This is a genomic window from Sinorhizobium sojae CCBAU 05684 (genome assembly GCF_002288525.1).
In the GTDB taxonomy this organism is placed as follows: Bacteria; Pseudomonadota; Alphaproteobacteria; order Rhizobiales; family Rhizobiaceae; genus Sinorhizobium; species Sinorhizobium sojae.
Genome location: NZ_CP023067.1, coordinates 2,552,501 through 2,575,599 on the forward strand (window position 1 = coordinate 2,552,501; position 23,099 = coordinate 2,575,599).

The following is a 23,099-nucleotide window of genomic DNA, read 5'->3' on the forward strand; positions in this document are numbered from 1 at the left end:
CCTCGGCAAGGACGATCTTAACGAGGTGGCGAGCAAGTAACCTGGCCACATTCGCCCATGCAGAGAGGCCGCCCCGCTGCCGCGGTGGGGGCGGCCTCATACGGTAAGCGCATGCGCTTTACGCGGCTTCCTGTGCTGCGGATGAGCCGCGCTTGAAGCTCAGCCGATCGGAGCCGGCGAAGATCTTGACCGCCGAGCCGTCCGGAAACTCGCCCTGCAGCATCTTCTCCGCCAGCGGATCCTGAACATATTTCTGGATCGCCCGTTTCAAGGGCCGCGCCCCGTAGGCCGGGTCATAGCCCCGCTCGGCGAGGAAGTCCCTCGCCGCGTCTTCGAGTTCGATCGTAATCTTGCGTTCGGCGAGCAGCTTGCGCAGTCTTGCGAGCTGGATGTCGACGATGGCTCCCATTTGCGCACGCCGCAGCCGGTGGAACAGAATGATCTCGTCGACGCGGTTCAGAAATTCCGGCCGGAAGGCGGCTCTCACCACCTCCATCACCTGCTCGCGCACGACATCGCTGTCCTGGTCTTCGCCAAGACCTGTCAGATACTCCGACCCAAGATTCGACGTCATGATGATCATCGTGTTCTTGAAATCGACGGTGCGACCCTGACCGTCGGTCAGCCGCCCATCGTCGAGCACCTGCAGCAGCACGTTGAAGACGTCCGGATGCGCCTTCTCGATCTCGTCGAACAGCACCACCTGATAAGGCCTGCGGCGAACAGATTCGGTAAGCGCTCCCCCCTCCTCGTAACCGACATAGCCGGGCGGCGCGCCGATCAGCCGGGCGACCGAGTGCTTCTCCATATATTCCGACATGTCGATCCGCATCAGCGCGGTCTCGTCGTCGAAGAGGAACCGGGCAAGCGCCTTGGTGAGCTCCGTCTTACCGACGCCGGTTGGGCCGAGGAAGATGAAGGAACCGATCGGCCGGTTGGGGTCCTGAAGCCCGGCGCGAGAGCGGCGAACCGCTCGCGACACGGCCTGAACCGCATCGCCCTGGCCGACGACCCACTTCGCCAGCTCGTCCTCCATCCGGAGCAGCTTTTCCCGCTCGCCTTCGAGCATCTTGTCGACGGGAATGCCGGTCCAGCGCGAAACGATGTGGGCGATATGGTCCGGCGTCACCACCTCCTGCACCATGGCGTTGGCGCTCGAAGCGTCCTGGCTCTCCGCCTCGGCGAGTTCCTTCTCCAAATTCGGGATGACGCCATAGGCGAGTTCTCCGGCCCGCTGGAATTCGCCCTTGCGTTGGACGATCTGTAGCTCGTTGCGCGCTTCGTCGAGCTCCTTCTTGAGATCGGCGGCGCGGCCGAGCTTTTGCTTCTCCGCCTGCCACCGCGCCGTCAGTGTCGCCGCCTGCTCCTCGAGCGCTGCCAGATCAAGCTCCAACTTTTCCAGGCGATCCATGGAGGAGGCATCGGTCTCCTTTTTCAAGGCTTCGCGCTCGATCTTCAGTTGAATGACACGCCGGTCGAGCTCGTCAAGCTCCTCGGGCTTTGAATCAACCTGCATTCGGAGCCTCGATGCGGCCTCGTCCATGAGGTCGATCGCTTTGTCCGGCAGGAACCGGTCGGTGATGTAGCGGTTGGAAAGGGTCGCGGCCGAGACCAGTGCCGAATCGGATATCCGCACCTTGTGGTGCTGCTCGTACTTCTCCTTGAGCCCGCGCAGGATCGAGATCGTATCCTCGACCGTTGGCTCGTCGACGAAGACCGGCTGGAAACGCCGGGCAAGGGCCGCATCCTTCTCGACATGCTTGCGATATTCGTCAAGCGTCGTCGCACCGACGCAGTGCAGTTCGCCGCGTGCCAGCGCCGGTTTCAGGAGGTTCGACGCGTCCATCGCACCGTCCGCCTTGCCGGCGCCGACGAGCGTATGCATCTCGTCGATGAAGAGGATGATCTCGCCCTCCTCGGAACGTACCTCGTTCAGCACCGCCTTCAGCCGCTCTTCGAATTCGCCGCGGAACTTCGCGCCGGCGATCAACGCCCCCATGTCGAGCGCCATGAGCCGCTTATCCTTGAGGCTTTCGGGCACGTCGCCATTGACGATGCGGAGTGACAGCCCCTCGGCAATTGCCGTTTTGCCGACGCCGGGCTCACCGATCAGCACCGGATTGTTCTTCGTACGGCGCGAGAGCACCTGGATCGTGCGGCGGATTTCGTCGTCACGGCCGATCACCGGATCGAGCTTGCCGTCGCGCGCTTCCGCGGTCAGATCGCGAGCGTATTTCTTCAGGGAGTCGAAGCCCTGTTCGGCATTCACGCTGTCGGCCGTCCGGCCTTTGCGAATGTCGTTGATCACCTGGTTGAGTTTCGTCGGCGTCACGCCAGCCTTCGAGAGGATCGAAGCAGTGGAGGCCGAACTCTCGACCGCGAGGGCCAGGAGCAGCCGCTCGACGGTGACGAAGCTGTCGCCGGCTTTTTTCGCCGCCTCCTCGGCAGTGGTGAACACCTTGGCAAGCGGCTGTGAAAGATAGACGGAACCGCTACCGCCGGTCACCTTCGGGAGCTTTGCCAGCGCCTGAGCGGTACCCGTCCGCGCTTCGCGAGCGTCGCCGCCGGCGCGCTCGATGAGCGACGCCGCCATGCCCTGGTCGTCATCGAGCAAGACCTTGAGAACGTGCTCCGGCGTGAATTGTTGATGTCCCTCCGCAAGGGCAAAGGTCTGCGCCGATTGCAGGAAACCGCGCACGCGCTCGGAATATTTTTCGATGTTCATAACTTACCTCCATAGCCCGGCAAGCCCTCATCGTGGCACTGGCCGGTGTTTCAGGATCAGGCTCCCGCATCGGCAAGCCTGTCATCGTCACCTCGTCCTCGCCTTGCGCGGGATCAAGTCTTCGAAGGGGAATATGGGGCAGCGTTTTCGGAAATTAAAGGTGGTATACGACCGCTCTTCCGAAATCGGATTTGCGGGAAAGGGAGGGATTCCGGCGCTGCTGAAGGCACAGTGAAGCGCAACGGCGCCCAGCGTCTTTTCAGACGCACAAAGGTCGCTGTAGCGCTTCGAATTGCTGCATATCTTTGTCCTTGAATCAGTCGATTCAAGGAGACATGCAGTAGGCGCTCTACAGCTAGCGCCCGAAACAGAAAGCCCGGCCATGAGACCGGGCTTTGCTTGAGATGTGTAGCTGTCTTTATTCCGACGCCGCCATCGCCGCCGACTCGCCCGCCGGCGTTTCACCGGTTGCGCCCTCTTCCGAGGCGTTGCGACGTGGCCGGCGCGGCCGCGACGCGCTACGGCGGCGCGATGAAGCCCGTCCGGATTGCGTTTCCTCTTCCAAAGCGACTTCGGCAGGCACACCTTCGATCACCGGCTGCGGTCCGGAACCGTCAACCACCGACTGCGGCTCGCTTGCGGGCGTTTCGGCCACCGGCGCCGGTTCCGCAAAGGCCTGATCCTGGTCCAGATCGTCCTGCTCTCGGTCGGTCGGATCGCGATCCTGGTGATCCTGGCGGTCGTCCCGCTGGAAGCGATCCTGCATCTGTGCCTGCGCTGCCGCGATGATGCGATTGTAGTGCTCGGCGTGCTGGAGGTAGTTTTCGGCCATGACGCGATCGCCGGCACTCTGGGCATCACGCGCGAGCGCTGCATATTTTTCCGCTATATGCTGGGCTGTACCGCGAATTTTCACGTCCGGGCCGGAGCTGTCATAGGTGCGCGTCAAGGGATTGGAGCCCTTGCGGTTGCCACTCCCGTTGTTGTTGTTGTTGTTATTATTGTTGTTCCGCCCACGGCCGCGCTTGTTTTGCTGTCCTGGCCTCATAGTCCATTCACCCGAATTTTCTCTATAATGATCATATGGTTCCGCATCCCGGCCGGCTCTGCCCGCGCCAGAGAAAACACGCGCCGCAACAGACCGTCTGTTCGCGATCTCGGCGCCGGCTGACGTCAAATTAACAGGTACCCGCACAAGGCACTGTCGAACCCTAGCAACTCTTTCTTGAGAGCAATCCCCGTGGCCAGGTCATACTGGACCGAATCTCCGGTCCATGACCCTCTGCCCAGTGCGCGGGCGCAAACTAGCCCGCTTCCTTTGGGATTCCAAGCCCTTTCTTTGCTCTTCAAGAAAAGAGAGACGCCGGTGCAGCATTTTTTCAACGCTTGGTGCCGCGTTCAGCGTCCTGCTCGAACACCAGGACCCGGTCGTTGCCGCCGAGATCCTTCGCGCTCTCAAGCAGACAGAACCCACGCGCCACGAAGAGCGCCGTGACTGCCTGCTTCTGGTCGAAACCGATTTCCAAGCCTATTACACCGCCCGCCTCAAGATGGCGGCCCGCGTGAAGAGCGATGGCATGATAGGCATCAAGCCCGTCATCTCCGCCGTCAAGTGCGGCGGCCGGATCGTGGAATCTCACTTCCGGCTCAAGCTTATCGACGACATTGGACCTGATATACGGCGGATTTGAGACGATGACGTCGAACCGTCCCTCCACGGCTCCGAACCAGCTGCTTCGAAGGGTATCGAAGCGTTCGGCGAGGCCGTTCCGCTCGGCATTTTCCTGTGCCGTCGCCAAGGCGTCCTCTGAGATATCAGTACCAAGTCCGCGCGCGTCAAGTACCGACGCGAGAAGTGCAAGACAGATCGCTCCGGTTCCGGTGCCGAGATCGATTATCCGGCAGCGTCCCTTTTGCGCGGAGATCCGCCGCACGTGGGGGATGATGCAATCCACGAGGGTTTCCGTATCTGGCCGCGGCTCAAGCGTTTCCTTAGACAGCTTGAGCGTTAAGCCTGAGAATTCGCGTTCGCCCAGGATACGATAGACCGGCTCGCGGGCGACGCGGCGCCGAACTGCGTCCCGGATGCGCGCGATGTCGGCGCCGCTTACCGGATGGCGGCCGCGCGTCATCAGTTCGGCAGGAGACAGGCCGAGCAGTCCCGAAACGAGACGACGGGCATCAAGCGCCGCGCCTTCGATGCCGGCGGTCTTCAACCGGTCGCGGCTTTCGGCAAGCAGGCTGTCCAACGTCTCGCCCATCGCCGCTCAGTTCTGCTTCTCGCCGAGGAGCGCGAGCTGGCTTGCGTGGTAGTCCGCCAGAAGCGCGTCCACCACCTCGTCGATCTCGCCTTCCATCATCCGGTCGAGCTTGTAGAGCGTCAGGTTGATGCGGTGATCGGTCACCCGGCCCTGCGGAAAGTTGTAGGTGCGAATGCGCTCCGAGCGGTCGCCGGAGCCGACCTGGTTCTTGCGATCGGTGGAGCGCTCGTTTTCGGCGCGCTGGCGTTCCATGTCGTAAAGCCGCGAACGCAGCACCTGCATCGCCTTGGCTCGGTTCTGGTGCTGCGACTTCTCCGAACTCGTAACCACGATGCCGGTCGGCAGATGCGTGACGCGGACGGCCGAGTCCGTCGTATTGACGTGCTGGCCGCCGGCGCCTGATGAGCGCATCGTGTCGATGCGGATATGCTCCGGCCGGATCTCTATGTCGATCTCCTCGGCCTCTGGAAGCACCGCCACGGTTGCCGCCGACGTGTGAATGCGGCCGCTCGCCTCCGTCTCCGGCACGCGCTGCACCCGATGGACGCCTGATTCGAATTTCAGCCGCGAGAAAACACCGCGCCCCGAGACGGTCGCGATGATTTCCTTGTAGCCGCCGGCTTCGCCATCACTTGCCGAAAGCACCTCCACGCGCCAGCCTTTGCTCGCGGCGTACCGCTCGTACATGCGGAAGAGATCGCCAGCAAAGAGTGCCGCTTCCGAGCCGCCGGTGCCGGCGCGGATCTCGAGAATCGCGCTTTTCTCATCTGCCGCATCCTTCGGAAGCAACAGTATATGGATTTCCTGCTCGAGCGCTTCGATCGTTTCCTCGAGCTCCGGGCGCTCCATCTCCGCAAGATCGCGCATGTCCTTGTCCGTTGACCGGTCGTCAAGCAAAGCATCGATGTCGGCAAGCTCGTCCTCGGCCTTGTGATAGGCGCGGATCTTCGTCACCACGGGCTCTAGTTCGGAATATTCCGACGCGAGCTTCACATAGACGTCGGCCGAGGGCCCGGCGGACATGCGAGCCTCGATTTCGCCGAATCGTCGTTCGAGTTCGCGCATCTTTTCAAGGGGAAGCTTTGCCACTGTCACTCCAAATGCGCTCGCCCGCCCGGGACCCCGTCCGGACGAGCACAAGACGCTGTCATTCAATCTATACCGGTATGCCGTTTTCGGCAGCGAAATCGACGAGGATCTGGCGGATCGACGTCTCGGATTTCACGTCGTCCAGCTGCGCATCGAGCACTTCGGCCAGCTTTGCCGCATCGAGCGCGAGCAACATTGCCTTCACCGGACCCACGGCCGTCGGCGACATAGACACCGAGCGGAAGCCGAGGCCGAGCAGGGCCATGGCCGAGAGCGGTTTGCTTGCCATCTCGCCGCAGAGCGTCACCGGCGTCTCGTTGCGCTCGCCCGCGCGCACGATGTCGCGAAGGATCCTCAGGAACGGCCGGCCGAGCGCGTCGAAGCGGTCGGAGACCCGGGCATTGCCGCGATCCACCGCCATGGCGAACTGGAAGAGATCGTTGGATCCGACCGAGACGAAATCCACTTCGGCCATCAGCTCGTCGAGCTGCCACAGCAGCGCCGGCACTTCGAGCATCGCCCCGAACTGCAGCTTGCGCGGCAATTGTTCTCCGAGCTTCGACTCCCTTTCGATTTCCTTCTGCAGAAGCTGGCGCGCCGCCTTGAGCTCCGCAACCTCCGTCACCATCGGCAACATCAGCTTGAGTTCGCCGCCGGCGGAGGCCCGCAGCATCGCCCGGAACTGGGTACGCAGCAGCCCCGGCCGATCGAGCGAAAGCCGGATGGCACGCCAACCGAGCGCAGGGTTTTCCTCTTCCGCCGCGCGGAAATAGGGAACCACCTTGTCGCCGCCGATATCGAGCGTACGGAAGGTCACCGGTTTGCCGCCTGTCTGCTTCAGAACATCGCAGTAGAAAGCCTCCTGCTCCTCTGCCTTCGGCATGGTGGAGGCGATCATGAACTGGAGTTCAGTCCGGAAAAGGCCGATCCCTTCTGCGCCGGCCTCGTTCAGATGCGGCAAATCCACCAGCAGACCGGCATTCATCATCAGTGTAATGCGCTTGCCGTCCTTCGTCAGCGGCTCGACGTCCTTGAGTGCCCGGAACTGCGCCTGCCGGCGAGCACGGAAGCGCACCTTTTCCTCGTAGGAACGCTGCAAGTCCGCGACCGGGCGCAAATGGACCTTGGCATCATCGCCATCAACGATGATCGCGTCGCGATTTTCGGCAAGCGCCACGGCGCCTGCCGCCTGTCCGACGACCGGAATGCCCATCGCGCGCGCGACGATCACCACATGGCTCGTGACCGCTCCCTCCTCCAGCACCAGCCCGCGCACGTTCTCACGCGGGTAGTCGAGCAGTTCGGCGGCGCCCATGGCGCGCGCCACGATAATCGCATCATTCGGAAAATCCGCCGCCGATAACTTGGCGCCATAGCCCGAAAGCTGGCGCAGAAGCCGATTGGCAAGATCGTCGAAATCGTGCATGCGCTCGCGCAGGTAAGGATCTGTCAGGCGGATCATCCGCGCCTTGGTCTCGCTCTGCACCCGCTCGACCGCGGCCTCCGCCGTCAGGCCGTTACGGATCGCTTCCTCGAGCTTCCTCACCCAGCCGCGGTCATGGGCGAACATCCGGTAGGTCTCGAGCACGGCCCGGTGCTCGCCCTCCATCGACACCTCGCGCCTCGAAAGCATGTCGTCGATCGAGATCCGCAGCGAGCCGAGCGCTTCCGCCAGGCGCTGCAGCTCGTGTTCCGTATCCTCGTTGAGCAGGTTGGTGACGACGATCCTCGGCTCGTGCAGAACCACGTAGCCTAAACCGATCCCCTCCCCATAGCTGTTGCCTTCGATCGCAACGGGGCGGGAAAGGTCGAGCTCCAGTCCAGGCTTTGTAATCTTTTTGAGCTCGCCGGTCGCAACCATCTCGGCCAGCACCATAGCTGTCGTCTCGAGCGCCTCGACCTCGTCCTCGCGGTAGTTGCGCTGCGCCTTGTTCTGCACGACGAGGACGCCGAGCGCGCGCCCGGTGCGCAGGATCGGCACGCCGAGGAAGGAGTGGTAGATCTCCTCTCCGGTCTCCGGCAGATAGGTGAAGGCGGGATGCGATTGCGCATCGGAGAGATTGAGCGGGCGCGCCGAGGCGGCAATCGTTCCGACGAGGCCTTGGCCCATCTTCAACTGCGCCAGGTGTACGGCGGTCTTGTTCAGTCCCTCGGTCGCGTAGAGCTCCAGCACTCCGTCTGAGCGCAGCACGTAGACGGAGCACACTTCCGCGACCATGTTCTGCGCTATCTGGCGCACGATCCGGTCAAGGCGCTCCTGCGGCTCGAGCGGTTCCGCCATGAGCTCGCGCAACCGCTTGAGGAGAACGCGCGGACCCGCGGAAAGGTCTCTCATCGCGTGGGGTCTCCCGACAAAGAATAAATGTCGGCATAAGACGGGCTGTCGCGACCGCCAACAGCCGCGAATCCCAAATCGAATGCCTGCTGTTTAACTCTTATCCAGACCGTAGACGGAATGCAAAGTGCGAACGGCCAATTCGGCATAAGGTCCGTCGATCAGGATGGAAATCTTGATTTCAGAGGTGGTGATCGCCTTGATGTTGATGCCCTTCTCGGCGAGCGCCCGGAAGGCCGAGGCGGCGACACCCGCATGGCTGCGCATGCCGATGCCGATGACGGAGACCTTGACGAGACCGGATTCCGACTGAACCACGTCGTAGCCGATCGTCTCCTTGCTTTCGGAAAGCACCTTCAGCGCCTTGTTGACGTCGCCGGACGGCACCGTGAAGGTCATGTCCGTCTTGGAGCCGTCTTCCGAAATGTTCTGAACGATCATGTCGACATTGATATGCGCTTCCGCGAGCGGCCCGAAGATCGCGGCGGAGACACCCGGCCGGTCGGCCAGGCGGCGCAGCGAGATCTGGGCTTCATCCTTGGCATAGGCAATGCCGGTTACGACTTCCTGTTCCACGATCTCATCCTCATCACAAATCAGCGTTCCGGGCGGGTTCAGAAGGTCACCCATGCCCGGCGCATCGGGATCCTCGAAAGACGAGCGCACGAAAGTGCGCACCTTGTGCACCATCGCGAGCTCGACGGAGCGCACCTGCAGCACCTTGGCGCCGAGGGACGCCATTTCCAGCATTTCTTCGAAGGCGATCTTCTTCAGTCGCCGCGCCTTCGGCTCGACGCGGGGATCGGTCGTATAGACGCCGTCGACATCGGTGTAGATGTCGCATCGGTCGGCCTTGACGGCAGCCGCGATCGCGACGGCGGACGTGTCGGAACCACCGCGGCCGAGCGTAGCCAAGCGATTGTCGGGGCCGAGCCCTTGGAAACCGGCAACGACCGCCACCTGCCCCTCACCCATGCGGCGGATGATGTCGGAGCCGTCGATATCGAGAATGCGGGCGGCACCATGGGCGTTGTCCGTGCGGATCGGGATCTGCCAACCCTGCCAGGACCGGGCATTCACGCCCTTGGACTGCAGCGCAATGGCGAGCAGGCCCGAGGTCACCTGTTCACCGGAGGCGACGACCGCATCATATTCGCGCGCATCGTAGAACGGGGCGTTGGAGCCGGCGACCTTCGGCATGTTGTCGACCCAGCCAACGAGTTCGTTGGTCTTGCCGGACATGGCCGAAACGACGACTGCAACCTCGTGGCCGGCATCGACTTCGCGTTTTACATGGCGGGCGACATTGTGGATGCGGTCCAAATCTGCGACGGAAGTCCCGCCGAATTTCATCACGATGCGTGCCATTTCGCCTCTACCGTACCAACAGGTTTTCCGCGCGAGCGCGCGACAGGAAATCGCCCCCGCCGGCACCTGGCAATCGAAGAGCTTTAAAGAGACGTCTCAGACATCGGCCAGTCACCGCCTCGGGGAGCGGAAGTCGCGGCGTCTCTTAGCGGATCAGGGGGCGGCGCGCAATGGCCGTCAGGCCAGAGGCCGCGCGATGAAGCCGGCGACGTGCCGGATGAGCATCGCCTCGACCGTTCCACTCGTTATCGCTCACGCCCTTCTCTAGCCGTCGCGCGATCTCCTCCGCCCGGAGCGGCGGTTCGTCGTGAGAGAGGAAGAGCCGGCCCAATGGCGACGGGGTCGAGCAACAACGTCTACGGCCCAGCCGATCCTCGTTTTGTATTCGCAAACCGATCTCCTTATAAAACCGATTGTAAAAGTGCACTAGATTTGGCATGTTGAGAAATATCGAAGAACGCCGAAAACGACGAGAGGAAAGTGGGATGCGCAAGGTCATCATGTGGGACATGGTCAGCGTCGACGGCTTCTTCGAGGCTCCCGGCCACGACATCGGCTGGTTCGTCTTCGAGGACGAGCTTGCCGCCTATATCGGAGAGACGCAGCTTGAAGCCGGCACGCTTCTCTTCGGCCGCGTCACCTATGAACTGATGGCCGCCTACTGGCCCTCGGCCGAGGGAGAGATCGCCACTTTCATGAACAACGTCGAGAAGTTCGTCTTTTCCAGAACTCTCCAAAGCGCCGATTGGAACAACACGACGCTCGTTTCCGGCGATGCCGTCGCCGAGGTCGAGCAACTGAAACAGCGCGACGGCGGCACGATCTTTATCTACGGCAGCGCCGATTTCGCGGCGACGCTGACAGCCAAGGGCTTGGTCGACGAATACCGCCTCGGCATCAATCCGGTGCTGCTCGGCGAAGGAACGCCCCTCTTCCAGAATATTCCCGAACGCACGAAACTGGTGCTCACTCATGTCCGGCCGCTGAAGTCCGGCGTCGTTATCCTGCACTACCTGCCCGCGCGGGACTGAGGAACGCCGCTTCAGGACCTTGACATCGTCCGCCGATCGTCCGACTTCACAAATTGCAGCGCAGTGCGGCCTTCAGGACGCACAGAGGACGCTGTAAGTCTTTGAAACTGCGCATCGTGCTTTCCGAAAATAGGTTCCGATTTTCGGAAAGCACGATGCGCAACTGGACCAGGCGAGGAAGCTGCGATGAGCGAGACGGCACGCACGACGATCGATCAGAGCGAGGTAGACCGCTTTTCGGCGATGGCAGCCGAATGGTGGGATCCGACCGGCAAGTTCCGTCCACTGCACAAGTTCAACCCTGTGCGCCTGGCCTATATCCGGGACAAGGCCTGCGAGCATTTCGGCCGTGATGCAAAGAGCCCGCAGCCGCTGAAGGGCTTGCGCCTGCTCGATATCGGCTGCGGCGGCGGACTTCTCTCCGAGCCGATGGCGCGCATGGGGGCCAACGTGCTTGGAGCTGATGCTTCGGAAAAGAATATCGGCATCGCGAGGACGCATGCGGCGGGGAGCGGTGTCGACGTCGATTACCGCGCTGTAACGGCCGAAGCGCTCGCCGAGGCTGGCGAGAGCTTCGATATCGTCCTCAACATGGAAGTGGTCGAGCATGTCGCGGATGTCGATTTCTTCGTGACGACATGCGCCCATATGATCCGGCCGGGCGGGCTTATGTTCATTGCCACCATCAACCGGACACTGAAGGCCGCCGCCCTCGCCATCTTCGCCGCTGAAAACGTGTTGCGCTGGCTGCCGCGCGGCACGCATCAGTACGAGAAGCTCGTGCGGCCGGAGGAACTGGAAAAGCCGATTGAGGCGAGCGGAATGCAGGTCACCGACCGCACCGGCGTGTTCTTCAGCCCGTTTTCCAACCAGTGGAGCCTGTCGCGGGACATGGACATCAACTACATGATCGTCGCCAAACGGCCGATTTGAATAGTTGGGTCGCCTCAGTTCGAATCGTCGGGGAGCATCGGCAGTGGCGCGATCTCGATGCCCTCTTCCAGGAGTGCGATCGCCTCTTCCGTGGACGCCTTGCCGACCAGGCCGCGCTGCTCGGCTTCGCCATAATAGATCTTGCGCGCCTCTTCAGGGAAGCGCTCGCCGACATCTTCCGCGTTCTCGCGGATCAATTTCACCATCTCTCTAACTTTGGTGATCGTCTCCTTCTGCGCCTTGTCCATGACCAGCGCCTGCCGCGCCTCTTTCTTGCGAGCAGTCGAAACGGAGGGCGCCATCAGCTGCTTGGTGACGGAGGCGGAGCTGCAGGTGGGACAGGTGATCAGATGGGCTTCGGCCTGCCGTGCAAAGTCGTCGCTCGAGGAGAACCAGCCTTCGAAGGCATGGCCGTTATCACAGGTGAGATTGTAGCGGATCAAGCTGCAACGCCTCCTTTCCCGGCAGGGACCACTTCTTCCAGCACGAAATCGCGGGCGTTCTTGAGATTGGGGATACGCGCCCGCGCCTTGTGCGCCGCGGCGATGTCGATCTCGGCAATGATGACCGCCTCGCCGCTCGGACCGGCCTCGGCCAGCACCCGGCCCCAGGGGTCGACGATCATCGAATGACCGAAGGTCTGTCGTCCATCCTCATGGTCTCCGCCCTGCGCGGCGGCGATGACGAACAACCCGTTCTCGATGGCCCGGGCGCGCAACAGGATTTCCCAATGCGCTTCCCCCGTCTGGCGTGTGAAAGCTGCGGGCACCGACATGATCTCGGCTCCGGCAACGGCCTGGCAGCGGAAGAGTTCCGGAAAGCGGACATCGTAGCAGATGGCAAACCCGAGCTTACAGAAAGGAAGATCGGCGATGCGGGCCGTGGAACCGGGCCGATAGACGGCGCTTTCGCGCCAGCTCTCGCCATGCTCCAGATCCACGTCGAACATGTGGATCTTGTCGTAGTCACAGATCATTTTTCCATCGGGTCCGAAGAGAAAACCGCGATTGGCGACCTTGCCGTCCTCAAGGCCGATCGGCGTCGAGCCGACGTGGAGATAAATACCGAGTTCGCCGGCAAGCCGCGCCGCCTCTTGGACGATCAGGTCGCCGGTCTCGTCCCTCAACACGGAACGAAGCCCTGCCCGGTCGCGCTGAATGGCACCGGTCATCTCGGGGGTTTGTATGTAAGTCGCACCTTGCAACGCCGCCTCGCGCACGAGGCGCGCCATCGTCTGCGCATTGCTTGCGGGATCGATGCCGGAACACATCTGGATGGCAGCAGCCTTGAACATTTTACTCTTTCTCCGGAAGAGCCGGATCGCGTCGAGTCGACCCGAGCAATCTCTCCAACTCTCTCCCTCCCGCGCGAGCCGGCGCGCAAAGCTCGCCGCAACAGCCGCGCGGAATGCCGGTAAAAACGCCGGGAGCCTCTGCGCCCTCTATCAAGCGGCAAGCATCGCGTCGAGCTTGCCCGCACGCTCGAGCGCATGCAGATCGTCGCAACCGCCGACATGAATGTCATTGATGAAGATTTGCGGGAAGGTCCTGCCCCCGTTGGACTTCTCGACCATTGTCTGACGCAGTGTCGGATCATAGGTAGCGTCGTGCTCCACGAAAGAGACGCCCTTCGTCTCCAGGAGCTTCTTCGCCCTCGAGCAATAACCGCAGAACTGACGCGTATAGATGACGACCGACGCCATAGTCTCAAACCGCTCCTTCACCAGCCCGATACCGGACATCTGCCATTGCCTGTTTCCCTGGGCCGATCCGGCGCGGCATGGAAACATGCACGAATTCAAAGCGTTCGCTCTGGATGCGCTGCACTTCAGTCATATAGGTCCAGATAAGGCTCTTGCAAAGGTCAAAACCGTGACGTCGCGGGCCCCTGCCCGCTTCAGGGCGCGCGTGGCAGCCGAAACCGTCGCACCCGTCGTATAGACGTCGTCGACAAGCACGATGCTCTTTCCGGCGAGCGTCGGTCTCACGCATTCCGGAACGGCGAAGGCGCCACGGACATTATCTTCACGCGCTCTCAACCCGAGGCCGACCTGACGGCTCGTGCGTTTGATGCGGCGAAGCGCGTCGGGCCGGTAGGGCCTTCCCGCGCGCTCTGCTATGATCCGCGCCAGTTCCGCCGCCTGGTTGAATTTCCGCCTCCACAGGCGGAAGGGATGCAGCGGCACCGGCACGATCATGTCGGCGGCTGCAACGGCACCGTCGCTGGCGCGGATCATCCATTCCGCCATCATCGGGGCCAGGTCGGTGCGGTCGCGATATTTCAAGCCATGCACCAGGTCACGGGCGATACCCTGATGAAGCGCCACGGAACGCAGCCTGTCGAAGACAGGAGGGTCGGCAATCGCTTCCGGCGACACGGCGCCCTCACCGGGATCGAACGCAAAGGGCAAGCCGAGCACGTCGCAATAGGGCCGTTCGATCAACGGCAACCCCGCCCAGCAGGACGGGCAGACAGCGTGAGCGTCACCCGTCAGCCGTCCACAGCCGCGGCAGACAGGCGGAAACAACAAGTTGACTGCACCGGTCCTGAGCCGGGCGAACAGCGACGCACCATGCGCGGTCCAATTTCTCCATACATGCCGATCCATCCGGTTGACTTTGTCTCCGCCAGGGTTTCTCTCACGTCCGTGATCCCGGGAGAGTATCGTGGAAATCATCTTTGACCAGAGCCTCATCGAGGCGCACCGCCGACGCGCGCTTCATCGCGGCGATCCCAAAGCAAGCTTCCTTCTCGACATCGTGGCGCAGGAGCTCGCCGATCGCGTCGGCGTCGTGGAGCGGCACTTCGACAAGGCAATGGAATTGCACGGCTATACCGGCACTACCGCGCGTTTTCTTGCAGAAACCGGCAAGGTCGGCGAGATCGAGCGCGTGGAAACCGACCAGGGCTTTCGTTCGAATGACGGGCCCGTGACGATCGCGCCGCTCGAACGCGTTCCTGCCGCACCGGAATCCCTCAACCTCCTGGTCTCGCCGCTGTCCCTGCATCTGACCAATGACACGCCCGGGGTGTTCATACAGGCGCGCCGGGCGCTGAAGCCCGACGGCCTCTTCCTGGCGGCGATTCCGGGCAGCGGCACGCTGCAGGAACTGCGCGAGGCGCTGATTGTCGCCGAAGCCGAATTGACCGGCGGAGCAAGCCCGAGGGTCATTCCCTTTGCCGACGTCCGCGAGGTGGGCGCGCTGCTGCAGCGGGCGGGCTTTGCGCTGCCCGTGGCCGATGCCGAAACCTACACGGTTCGCTACGATTCGCTCTTCGGTCTCCTCAAGGATCTAAGAGCCATGGGTATGACCAATCCGCTCGCCGCCCGCAGCCGAACGCCCGTGCCGAGGCGCTTCTTCCTGAGAGCGGCGGAAATCTATTCCGAACGCTTTTCCGACCCGGACGGGCGGGTTCGTGCGACCTTTTCGATTATTTACGTCTCGGGCTGGGCGCCGCATGCAAGCCAGCAGAAGCCGCTGAAGCCGGGCTCGGCAAAGCACAGGCTGTCGGAAGCGCTGGGCGTGCAGGAGCATTCGCTGAAGAATTCGGGCAAGTCCTGACCGCATCTCAGGCGTTGTCGATCGTTCCAGCTATATATTCCAGCACATTCTGCAGACTGCCTGAAAAGCTCTGAAGGCCGAGGAGGAGACCAACCGAGATCAATGCCACGATGAGGCCGTATTCTACCGCCGTAGCACCATCCCGGTCGTGGACGAGATGTTTGAGCTTACCCATGCGCCCTCCAACGGGCCTTGCGGCCTCGCCATGGCACTGCATGTTGGATCGACGTCGACTTAAGGACGAAGACATGCAGCAATTCAAAGTGCTACAACGATCTTTGCGCGTCCGATCAAGACGCGCGCGGCGCTGTAGTGATTTTCCGCGGAAGACGCAGAGCCGCAAGGCTCAGATCAACATCCGCTCCTGGTACCATCGGCATCGATGATGCACACGGCGCCCGGCATCTCCTGAAGCACGCTGCGGCGCACGGTATAGCGTTTGCCCGTACCGGAGGGAATCGAACCGGTGGTGATGTTGTCGTAATCGATCGGCCTGTTCGCAAGCATCCGCTTGTCGCTCTTCGACGACAGCATTGGCGTCAGGATCAGCGTGAGCGCGATCACTGCCGTGCCGAACAGCAGCGAAAGATTGAGCACGCCCGTCCGGCGGGACTGGCTCGCCACCAGATCCTTGTCCTGAACCGTTCTCCAGAAATCCTCGTCCACCATTCCAGCCTCGCGAAATACTCTCAGGGGGCAACGTTGAAAGCACCCTTCCCTTCAACAAGCTGACGCTGCCCCAAGCCATTGCCCTTCAATCCGATCCGATTGAAGCAAAAACCGATGAGGACGAGTTTGCCTTACGGGTGATAAACTTTCGATTAATGAAATTTTGAAATTTTGGGGAATGAAACCGTCAGGGCGCCGGACCCGCATCAGCGGATGGGGCCGCCGCGTCGCCGTGGGCCGACCCGGCCATCGATTTCGGCTAGAGCAAATCCATCAGGAAGGGGATCAGAGGTTCGTCGGCAGGAGGCATCGGGTATTCGCGCAACGCTTTGGGACGCACCCATTTGATCGCCTGGCCCTCTCGGCCCTCGGCAATGCCCTCGTAGCGGCGGCAGATATAGAGCGGCATCAGCAGGTGGAAACTGTCATAGCTGTGGCTTGCGAATGTCAGCGGCGCGAGGCAGCCGATCTTGGTACGGATGCCCAGTTCCTCCTCCAGCTCGCGAATGAGCGTCTCCTCGGGCGTTTCGCCGGCCTCGACCTTTCCGCCTGGAAATTCCCAGAGCCCCGCAAGCGATTTTCCCTCCGGCCGCTGCGCGAGCAGGATGCGCCCGTCTGAGTCGACCAGCGCGCAAGCCGCAACGAGCACGATCTTCTTGTCCTTGGCTTCCATGCCTCACACCTTCGGCGCGCGATAGACGTAACGATAGACCTCACTGAAGCCGGCCTTCCGGTAAAGCGAAATCGCCGCCTCGTTATCCGCCTCCACCTGCATCCAGGCCTTCTTGGCGCCGCGAAGGCGCCCCCAACGCAACGATGCATCGAGAAGTGCATTGCCGACGCCTTGGCGGCGCACCGCTTCGGCCACGGCGAACTGCATGATGCCGGCCAGATCATTGTCATGCACGACCAGCGACACGGCCGTCGGCCCGATCTCGCGGTCCTCGAACAGGAAGAGGCCGGTCTCGGGCTTGATCGCATCAATAATGCCGATCAAAGCCTCCTTGCTCTCGGGCTCCTCTTTGCCGATCAGCAGCCGTGCATCGGCAAAGCGCCCGACGTCCTTGATCGGCAGATGATCCATGCCGTCGCCGAAATCTCGCTCCGCCAGGTCGAGCGCCAGCACCAGGCTGCGCCCGAAAGCCGGCCAGCCTGCCTCGTCCATATGGGCGATCATCTGCGGCGGCGTCAGCGGTGTCTGGCGAACGGTCAACACGCGGCCATGCTCGGCAAAGCGCCGCGCCGCCTTTTCGAGCCGGATACCTATGTCGCGATAGTCCGACGGGTCGAGCGGATTGACCGAGTTCAGGCGCTTGGACGGATGGCCGGTGGTCAACCGGATCAGCCAGCTTCCGTCATAGTGCACACTGGTTGCCGGCCACGCGCGGAAGCCGACGGCTTCCAGGCGCCGCACGCTCGGCAGGTCGACCGTCGCGGCCCCGATCGCCGCGTGGCTGTCCGGCTGTCTGTCGTTCGATGTCATGTCCCTGAGCCCCGATGCAGCGCCGGGTCAGCTTCTGTAATCGCCATTGATCTCGACATATTCCTTCGTCAGGTCGCAGGTGTAGACGGTGGCGCGGCCGGAGCCAAGGCCGATCTCGACCCGGATCGGAATGGTCTCGCCCTTCATCACCGCACTTGCGGCCGCTTCGGAATAGGCCGGGTCGCGTTCCCCCGCGACGGCGACGCGCACATCTCCGAACCAGATCGCCAGCCGGTCGCGCTCGGCCAACTCGCCCGACTTGCCGACTGCCATCACCACCCGGCCCCAATTCGCGTCCTCGCCGGCGACCGCCGTCTTGACGAGCGGTGAATTGGCGATCGACAGCGCGATGCGTTTGGCCGCGGCATCGTTCTCGGCACCCTCGACCGTTACCTCCACCATTTTGCGCGCGCCCTCGCCGTCGCGCACCACCTGCAGTGCCAGATCACGCAGAAGGTCGTTGAGCGCCGCGCGGAAGGAGTCGAGCCGAGGGTCGGCGGCATCCCCGATCCGAGCTTGACCGTCCTTTGCCGCCGCGCCGGTTGCAAAAAGCATCAGCGTGTCGGAGGTGGAGGTGTCGCTGTCGACCGTCACGGAATTGAAGCTCGGGCCGACACCAGCCGAGAGCAGCGCCTGCAACGCTGCCGGCGCGATATCCGCATCGGTCACCACGAAGGAGAGCATGGTCGCCATGTCCGGCGCGATCATGCCGGCTCCCTTGGCGATGCCGTTGATCGTGACCTTCACGCCGCCGATCTCCGCATCGCGGGTTGCGACCTTCGGGTAGGTATCCGTGGTCATGATTGCCTTGGCCGCCTCGAACCAGAAGTCTTCCTTGGCCTCTCCTGCAAGCCCGTCAAGCACGCCGGCGAATTTCGTCGCGTCGAGCGGCTCTCCGATCACGCCCGTCGAGGCGAGGAAGATCTCACCCACGCTGCAGCCGACTGCCTGAGCCGCCGATTTCGCTGTAAGCTCGGTCGATTCCCTGCCTTTCTTGCCGGTGAAGGCATTGGCATTGCCGGAATTGACGACGACGGCACGGGCGACCCCGGCGGGAAGGTTCTTCCGGCAGAAGTCGACCGGAGCGGACGGGCACTTCGAACGCGTAAAGACGCCGGCAGCGGCGGCCGGCGCGTCGAAGATCATCATCAGCACATCGGTTCGGTCCTTGTATTTGATCCCCGCGGCGGCGGTCGCCATGCGCACGCCGCGCAGCGCCGGCATGTCGGCAAAGGTTTTCGGAGCAAGCGGAGAAACGGAACCGGACATGGGAGAAACCTGCTTTGGAAGCCTTGGATGGTGCGACAAATGCCCGAACGGCATTCAGCCGCCGGACATCCTGATCTTGTCGAAGGTCGAGCGGCCGCGGAAGCGAAGCTTGCTCCGCTTTGCTCTCAGCCCGCTCCGGTCAACGGCGGCGCGCGAGGCGCGAGAGCCGCCGTTGGCCCTTGTATCGGGGCGCCCCACCTGCAGCGCCGCGCGTGCATCAGGCTGCACAAAGGCCGCTGTAGCGCTTTGAACTGCTGCATGCCTTTGTCCTTAAATCGAGCTCGATTCGAGGAGACATGCAGTAGGGCACCCAAGGGGTAGTTATCGCGCTTCCCGCGCCGCGTTGGCCGCGTCGTAGGCCTTCTTCAGCTCGGGATCGGAGATCTCGACCTCGGTCGATTCTTTCGCGGAGGCCAGCAGCTCAAGGTACTTGTCACGCATCACAAGCTGGCGAACCTGCGGCTCGACCTGTTCGAGCGCCGGCGGCGCCTGCGGCCGCTTGTCCTCCACGAGTATCACATGATAGCCGAATTGCGTCTTCACCGGCTCCTTGGTGTATGCGCCCTTTTCCAGCGCGAAGGCCGCCGCCTCGAATTCCGGCACCATGCGTCCTTTGGTGAAGTAGCCGAGGTCGCCGCCATCGTCCTTGTTAGGATCGGTGGACTTGGCCTTGGCGAGCTCGACGAAGCTCTTGCCCGCCTCGAGTTCCTTGATGATCCCCTTGGCTTCTTCCTCTGTCTTGACGAGGATATGCCGCGCCTTCACCTCTTCCTGTGCCGGGATGGCTGCGATTTCCTTCTCGTAGCGCGCCTTCACATCTTCTTCGGTGATGGCGTCAACGACGTGCTTCTTGAAAAAGGCGTTGTGAAGTTCGCGCTCGGTCAGGAAGGCGATGCGCTGCTTGTATGTCTCGTCGTTCTGGAGCCCTTCCTTCTCGGCGTCTTTCGCCAGAAGCTTCACGTCGATGACGGATGAAAGCGCCGCAGCCCGCTTCTGCTCCTCCGGCATGCTCTGGAGTTGCGGATCAAGGCTGCTGATCGCAAGCTCAAGCTCCGACTTGCGGATTTCCTGATCGCCGACCGTCGCGACGACCGGGTCGGTCTCTTCGGCGCGGGCGACACCGCCTGCCGCGATCATCGCGACCAGCGCCGCGATCGCCAGGGTCTTGTATCTGGACATCTGTCTAAACCTTTCACATTGACCGTCAGCGCGATTGCGTCGGGCCCTCGAGCGGGCTGCACAACACCAGAATGTGGCAGTTCTGTAACCAGCTGGCCGTGCAAGTGCGTTGACATAATCCGACCCCCCTCTTATCTGTCACGCAACCTCGCGTCCAGAACAGTTTTCCGGGCGTTTCACGGCATTTCGCGGTTTTTCGGGCCCCAACCTGAACCCCCGAACCTGAAACCCCAGGCGACAAATAAGGAAAGGACCATTGGAATGGTCAGTCTCGGCGGCCTTGCCCGCAAGTTGTTTGGCTCTGCCAACGATCGCCGCGTACGCAGCTATCAGGGCCGGGTGGATGCCATCAGCGCCCTCGAAGCCGAAATGCAGGCCTTGAGCGACGAAGCGCTGACGGCAAAGACGGCAGAGTTTCGCCAGCAGCTTGCGGATGGCAAGACCCTCGACGACATCCTCGTTCCGGCCTTTGCCGTGGTGCGCGAAGCGGCACGCCGCGTGCTCGGCCTGCGTCCCTTCGACGTTCAGCTCATCGGCGGCATGATCCTGCACGAGCGCGCTATCGCCGAAATGAAGACCGGTGAAGGCAAGACGCTCGTCGCGACGCTGCCCGTCTATCTGAACGCACTCGCCGGCAAGGGCGTTCACGTCGTCACCGTCAACGATTACCTCGCCCAGCGCGACGCGGGTATGATGGGCCGTATCTACGGCTTTCTCGGCCTGTCGACGGGCGTCATCGTCCATGGCTTAACCGACGAGCAGCGCCGCGACGCCTATGCCTGCGACGTCACCTACGCCACCAACAACGAACTCGGCTTCGATTATCTCCGCGACAATATGAAGTACGAGCGGTCGCAGATGGTGCAGCGCGGTCACTTTTTCGCGATCGTCGACGAGGTCGACTCCATCCTCGTCGACGAGGCGCGCACGCCGCTCATCATCTCCGGTCCGCTCGACGACCGCTCGGACCTCTACAACACCATCAACGATTTCATCCCGCTGCTCGCACCGGAAGACTATGAGATCGACGAAAAGCAGCGCTCTGCCAATTTCTCGGAGGAAGGCACCGAAAAGCTCGAGAACCTGCTGCGCGAGGCGGGCCTGCTGAAGGGCGAGTCGCTCTACGACATCGAGAACGTCGCGATCGTCCACCACGTCAACAATGCGCTGAAGGCTCACAAGCTGTTCACGCGTGACAAGGACTACATCGTGCGCAATGACGAGATCGTCATCATCGATGAGTTCACCGGCCGCATGATGCCGGGGCGCCGCTATTCGGAAGGCCAGCACCAGGCTCTCGAAGCCAAAGAAAAGGTGCAGATCCAACCCGAGAACCAGACGCTCGCCTCGGTCACCTTCCAGAACTACTTCCGCATGTACGAAAAACTTGCGGGCATGACCGGCACCGCGGCGACGGAAGCCGAGGAATTCGGCAATATCTACGGCCTCGAAGTGGTCGAAGTTCCGACCAACCTGCCGATCCAGCGCCTCGACGAGGACGACGAGGTCTATCGTACTGCCGGCGAGAAGTACAAGGCGATCATCGAGGAGATCAAGACAGCGCACGAACGCGGCCAGCCGATGCTCGTCGGCACCACGTCGATCGAGAAATCGGAGCTGCTCGCCGAGATGCTGAAGAAGAGCGGCTTCTCCAAATTCCAGGTCCTGAACGCCCGTTACCACGAACAGGAAGCCTATATCGTCGCCCAGGCCGGCGTGCCGGGCGCCGTGACGATCGCCACTAACATGGCGGGCCGCGGCACCGACATCCAGCTCGGCGGCAACCCGGACATGCGCATCCAGCAGGAATTGGCCGAGGTCGAGCCGGGTCCGGAGCGCGAGGCACGCGAAAAGGCCATCCGCGAGGAAGTGCAGAAGCTCAAGGAGCAGGCGCTCGCCGCGGGCGGGCTCTACGTGCTCGCAACTGAGCGGCATGAAAGCCGCCGCATCGACAATCAGTTGCGCGGTCGCTCAGGGCGCCAGGGCGACCCGGGCCGCTCAAAGTTCTACCTGTCGCTGCAGGACGACCTGATGCGGATCTTCGGCTCCGACCGCATGGACGGCATGCTGCAGAAGCTGGGTCTGAAAGAAGGCGAAGCGATCGTCCACCCCTGGATCAACAAGGCGCTCGAGCGTGCGCAGAAAAAGGTCGAGGCCCGCAACTTCGACATCCGCAAGAATCTTCTTAAGTACGATGACGTACTCAACGACCAACGAAAGGTCATCTTCGAGCAGCGCCTCGAACTGATGGACGCGACGGATGTCGGCGAGACCGTTGCCGACATGCGCAACGAAGTGATCGAGGACATCGTCCGCAAGCGTATCCCTGAACGAGCCTATGCCGAGCAATGGGACGTGGAAGGACTCAAGGCCGACGTTCAGCAATACCTCAACCTTGATCTTCCCGTCGTCGAATGGGCCGCGGAAGAAGGTATTGCCGAGGACGATATCCTCGAGCGCATCACCGCCGCCTCCGACAAGGCCGCCGCCGATCGGGCGGAACGCTTCGGGCCCGACATCATGCAATATGTCGAGCGCTCAGTCGTGCTGCAGACGCTCGACCATCTCTGGCGCGAGCACATCGTCAACCTCGACCATCTGCGTTCGGTCGTCGGCTTCCGCGGCTACGCGCAGCGCGACCCGCTGCAGGAGTACAAGTCCGAGGCCTTCGAGCTGTTCCAGGCCCTGCTCGTCAATCTCCGCCAGGCTGTGACGGCGCAATTGATGCGCGTCGAGTTGGTGCGCGAGGCGCAGCAGGAGCCGCAGCCCTTGCCGCCGATGGAAGCGCACCACATCTCACCGCTCACCGGCCAGGACGATTTCGAGCAGGCGGGAGAGACGCTGCTTGCAACCGCCCGGGAGAACCGCAACCCGGCCGACCCATCGACCTGGGGCAAGGTGGCGCGCAACGAGGCCTGCCCCTGCGGTTCCGGCAAGAAATACAAGCATTGCCACGGAATCTATGAAGCTTGATCGCGATGCCGCCTCTACGCATTACAGCTCCGCGCGTCTTTTCAGACGCGCAAAGGTCGCTGTAACTCTTTCAATCAGCGCGTCGAGCTTTCCGAAAATTGGTTTCGATTTTCGGGCCGATGCGCTAGGCGGCATTTTCGTCTGAACCGCCTGGATGGCGCTGAACCCTTTGTTAACGCTGATCTGGCAGAAGTGGTGCCCTGTATTGCGTAATCTCAGGG

21 protein-coding genes (1 of these 21 cut by a window edge) are annotated in these 23,099 nt (G+C 62.2%); 5 read left to right on the top strand and 16 right to left on the bottom strand.

From position 1 onward, the window contains the following. On the top strand, window positions 1-40 hold the 3' portion of the coding sequence (locus SJ05684_RS12525; RefSeq protein WP_034857363.1) for a M23 family metallopeptidase. 1,904 nt of this gene lie to the left of the window's left edge; 40 of the gene's 1,944 nt are visible here — the last part of the coding sequence; the start codon falls outside the window, past its left edge; the stop codon is at window positions 38-40. A gap of 78 nt (window positions 41-118) precedes the next feature. On the opposite strand, the gene clpB is transcribed toward SJ05684_RS12525, so the two are convergent. The 6 genes from clpB to SJ05684_RS12560 all read right to left on the bottom strand — a co-directional run bounded on the left by clpB (window position 119) and on the right by SJ05684_RS12560 (window position 9,778). After that, window positions 119-2,725 (bottom strand): ATP-dependent chaperone ClpB, encoded by a 2,607-nt coding sequence (gene clpB / locus SJ05684_RS12530; protein ID WP_034857351.1) that lies wholly within the window; start codon window positions 2,723-2,725, stop codon window positions 119-121. 418 nt (window positions 2,726-3,143) lie between these two features. Continuing rightward, window positions 3,144-3,773, bottom strand: coding sequence for a DUF4167 domain-containing protein (locus SJ05684_RS12535; RefSeq protein ID WP_034857350.1), 630 nt, complete (start codon window positions 3,771-3,773; stop codon window positions 3,144-3,146). 331 nt (window positions 3,774-4,104) lie between these two features. After that, a complete protein-coding gene (prmC, locus tag SJ05684_RS12545; RefSeq protein WP_034857349.1) occupies window positions 4,105-4,986 on the bottom strand; it encodes a peptide chain release factor N(5)-glutamine methyltransferase in 882 nt (293 codons plus the stop codon). Between the two features lie 6 nt (window positions 4,987-4,992). Next, a complete protein-coding gene (prfA, locus tag SJ05684_RS12550; RefSeq protein WP_034857348.1) occupies window positions 4,993-6,075 on the bottom strand; it encodes a peptide chain release factor 1 in 1,083 nt (360 codons plus the stop codon). Window positions 6,076-6,142: 67 nt separating this feature from the next. Continuing rightward, window positions 6,143-8,410 (bottom strand): phosphoenolpyruvate--protein phosphotransferase, encoded by a 2,268-nt coding sequence (gene ptsP / locus SJ05684_RS12555; RefSeq protein ID WP_034857347.1) that lies wholly within the window; start codon window positions 8,408-8,410, stop codon window positions 6,143-6,145. 93 nt (window positions 8,411-8,503) lie between these two features. Continuing rightward, window positions 8,504-9,778 carry an aspartate kinase gene (locus SJ05684_RS12560; protein ID WP_034857346.1) on the bottom strand — a complete coding sequence of 425 codons (1,275 nt, stop codon included), beginning with the start codon at window positions 9,776-9,778 and terminating at the stop codon, window positions 8,504-8,506. A 485-nt stretch (window positions 9,779-10,263) separates the two neighbouring features. Here SJ05684_RS12560 and SJ05684_RS12565 point away from each other — a divergent pair, with 485 nt between their 5' ends. Both SJ05684_RS12565 and ubiG read left to right on the top strand, forming a co-directional pair. After that, a complete protein-coding gene (locus tag SJ05684_RS12565) occupies window positions 10,264-10,809 on the top strand; it encodes a dihydrofolate reductase family protein (protein WP_034857345.1) in 546 nt (181 codons plus the stop codon). A gap of 186 nt (window positions 10,810-10,995) precedes the next feature. Next, complete coding sequence (gene ubiG / locus SJ05684_RS12570) at window positions 10,996-11,742, top strand: bifunctional 2-polyprenyl-6-hydroxyphenol methylase/3-demethylubiquinol 3-O-methyltransferase UbiG (protein WP_034857344.1); 747 nt, start codon at window positions 10,996-10,998, stop codon at window positions 11,740-11,742. A 14-nt stretch (window positions 11,743-11,756) separates the two neighbouring features. Here the strand turns inward: ubiG and SJ05684_RS12575 are convergent, their stop codons facing one another. The 4 genes from SJ05684_RS12575 to SJ05684_RS12590 form a co-directional block, all read right to left on the bottom strand. After that, a complete protein-coding gene (locus tag SJ05684_RS12575) occupies window positions 11,757-12,185 on the bottom strand; it encodes a DUF1178 family protein (RefSeq protein ID WP_034857343.1) in 429 nt (142 codons plus the stop codon). Next, window positions 12,182-13,036 (bottom strand): carbon-nitrogen hydrolase family protein, encoded by an 855-nt coding sequence (locus SJ05684_RS12580; protein ID WP_034857342.1) that lies wholly within the window; start codon window positions 13,034-13,036, stop codon window positions 12,182-12,184. The genes SJ05684_RS12575 and SJ05684_RS12580 overlap by 4 nt, the downstream gene beginning before the upstream one ends. 150 nt (window positions 13,037-13,186) lie before the next feature. Then, complete coding sequence (gene grxC, locus SJ05684_RS12585) at window positions 13,187-13,444, bottom strand: glutaredoxin 3 (RefSeq protein WP_034857362.1); 258 nt, start codon at window positions 13,442-13,444, stop codon at window positions 13,187-13,189. 129 nt (window positions 13,445-13,573) lie between these two features. Then, the gene (locus SJ05684_RS12590; protein WP_050980123.1) at window positions 13,574-14,350 is read right to left on the bottom strand and encodes a ComF family protein; all 777 of its coding nucleotides are present in this window, start codon (window positions 14,348-14,350) and stop codon (window positions 13,574-13,576) included. A 58-nt stretch (window positions 14,351-14,408) separates the two neighbouring features. Here SJ05684_RS12590 and SJ05684_RS12595 point away from each other — a divergent pair, with 58 nt between their 5' ends. Further along, a complete protein-coding gene (locus SJ05684_RS12595) occupies window positions 14,409-15,305 on the top strand; it encodes a methyltransferase domain-containing protein (protein ID WP_034857341.1) in 897 nt (298 codons plus the stop codon). A 7-nt stretch (window positions 15,306-15,312) separates the two neighbouring features. Here the strand turns inward: SJ05684_RS12595 and SJ05684_RS12600 are convergent, their stop codons facing one another. From SJ05684_RS12600 to SJ05684_RS12625, 6 genes are all read right to left on the bottom strand, one after another. Further along, window positions 15,313-15,480 (bottom strand): Flp family type IVb pilin, encoded by a 168-nt coding sequence (locus SJ05684_RS12600; protein WP_034857340.1) that lies wholly within the window; start codon window positions 15,478-15,480, stop codon window positions 15,313-15,315. Window positions 15,481-15,656: 176 nt separating this feature from the next. After that, window positions 15,657-15,974, bottom strand: a complete 318-nt coding sequence (locus SJ05684_RS12605; protein WP_034857339.1) for a membrane protein — start codon at window positions 15,972-15,974, stop codon at window positions 15,657-15,659. 259 nt (window positions 15,975-16,233) lie between these two features. Next, complete coding sequence (gene mutT / locus SJ05684_RS12610) at window positions 16,234-16,647, bottom strand: 8-oxo-dGTP diphosphatase MutT (protein ID WP_034857338.1); 414 nt, start codon at window positions 16,645-16,647, stop codon at window positions 16,234-16,236. A gap of 3 nt (window positions 16,648-16,650) precedes the next feature. Then, on the bottom strand, window positions 16,651-17,457 hold the full coding sequence (locus SJ05684_RS12615) for a GNAT family N-acetyltransferase (RefSeq protein ID WP_034857337.1): 807 nt from the start codon (window positions 17,455-17,457) through the stop codon (window positions 16,651-16,653). Between the two features lie 27 nt (window positions 17,458-17,484). Continuing rightward, window positions 17,485-18,726, bottom strand: a complete 1,242-nt coding sequence (gene argJ, locus SJ05684_RS12620) for a bifunctional glutamate N-acetyltransferase/amino-acid acetyltransferase ArgJ (protein WP_034857336.1) — start codon at window positions 18,724-18,726, stop codon at window positions 17,485-17,487. 321 nt (window positions 18,727-19,047) lie between these two features. Then, the gene (locus tag SJ05684_RS12625; protein WP_034857335.1) at window positions 19,048-19,905 is read right to left on the bottom strand and encodes a peptidylprolyl isomerase; all 858 of its coding nucleotides are present in this window, start codon (window positions 19,903-19,905) and stop codon (window positions 19,048-19,050) included. A 261-nt stretch (window positions 19,906-20,166) separates the two neighbouring features. Here SJ05684_RS12625 and secA point away from each other — a divergent pair, with 261 nt between their 5' ends. Beyond that, entirely contained in the window at window positions 20,167-22,878 is a 2,712-nt protein-coding gene (gene secA / locus SJ05684_RS12630; RefSeq protein WP_034857334.1) for a preprotein translocase subunit SecA, read from the top strand. The last annotated feature ends 221 nt before the right edge of the window (window positions 22,879-23,099 follow it).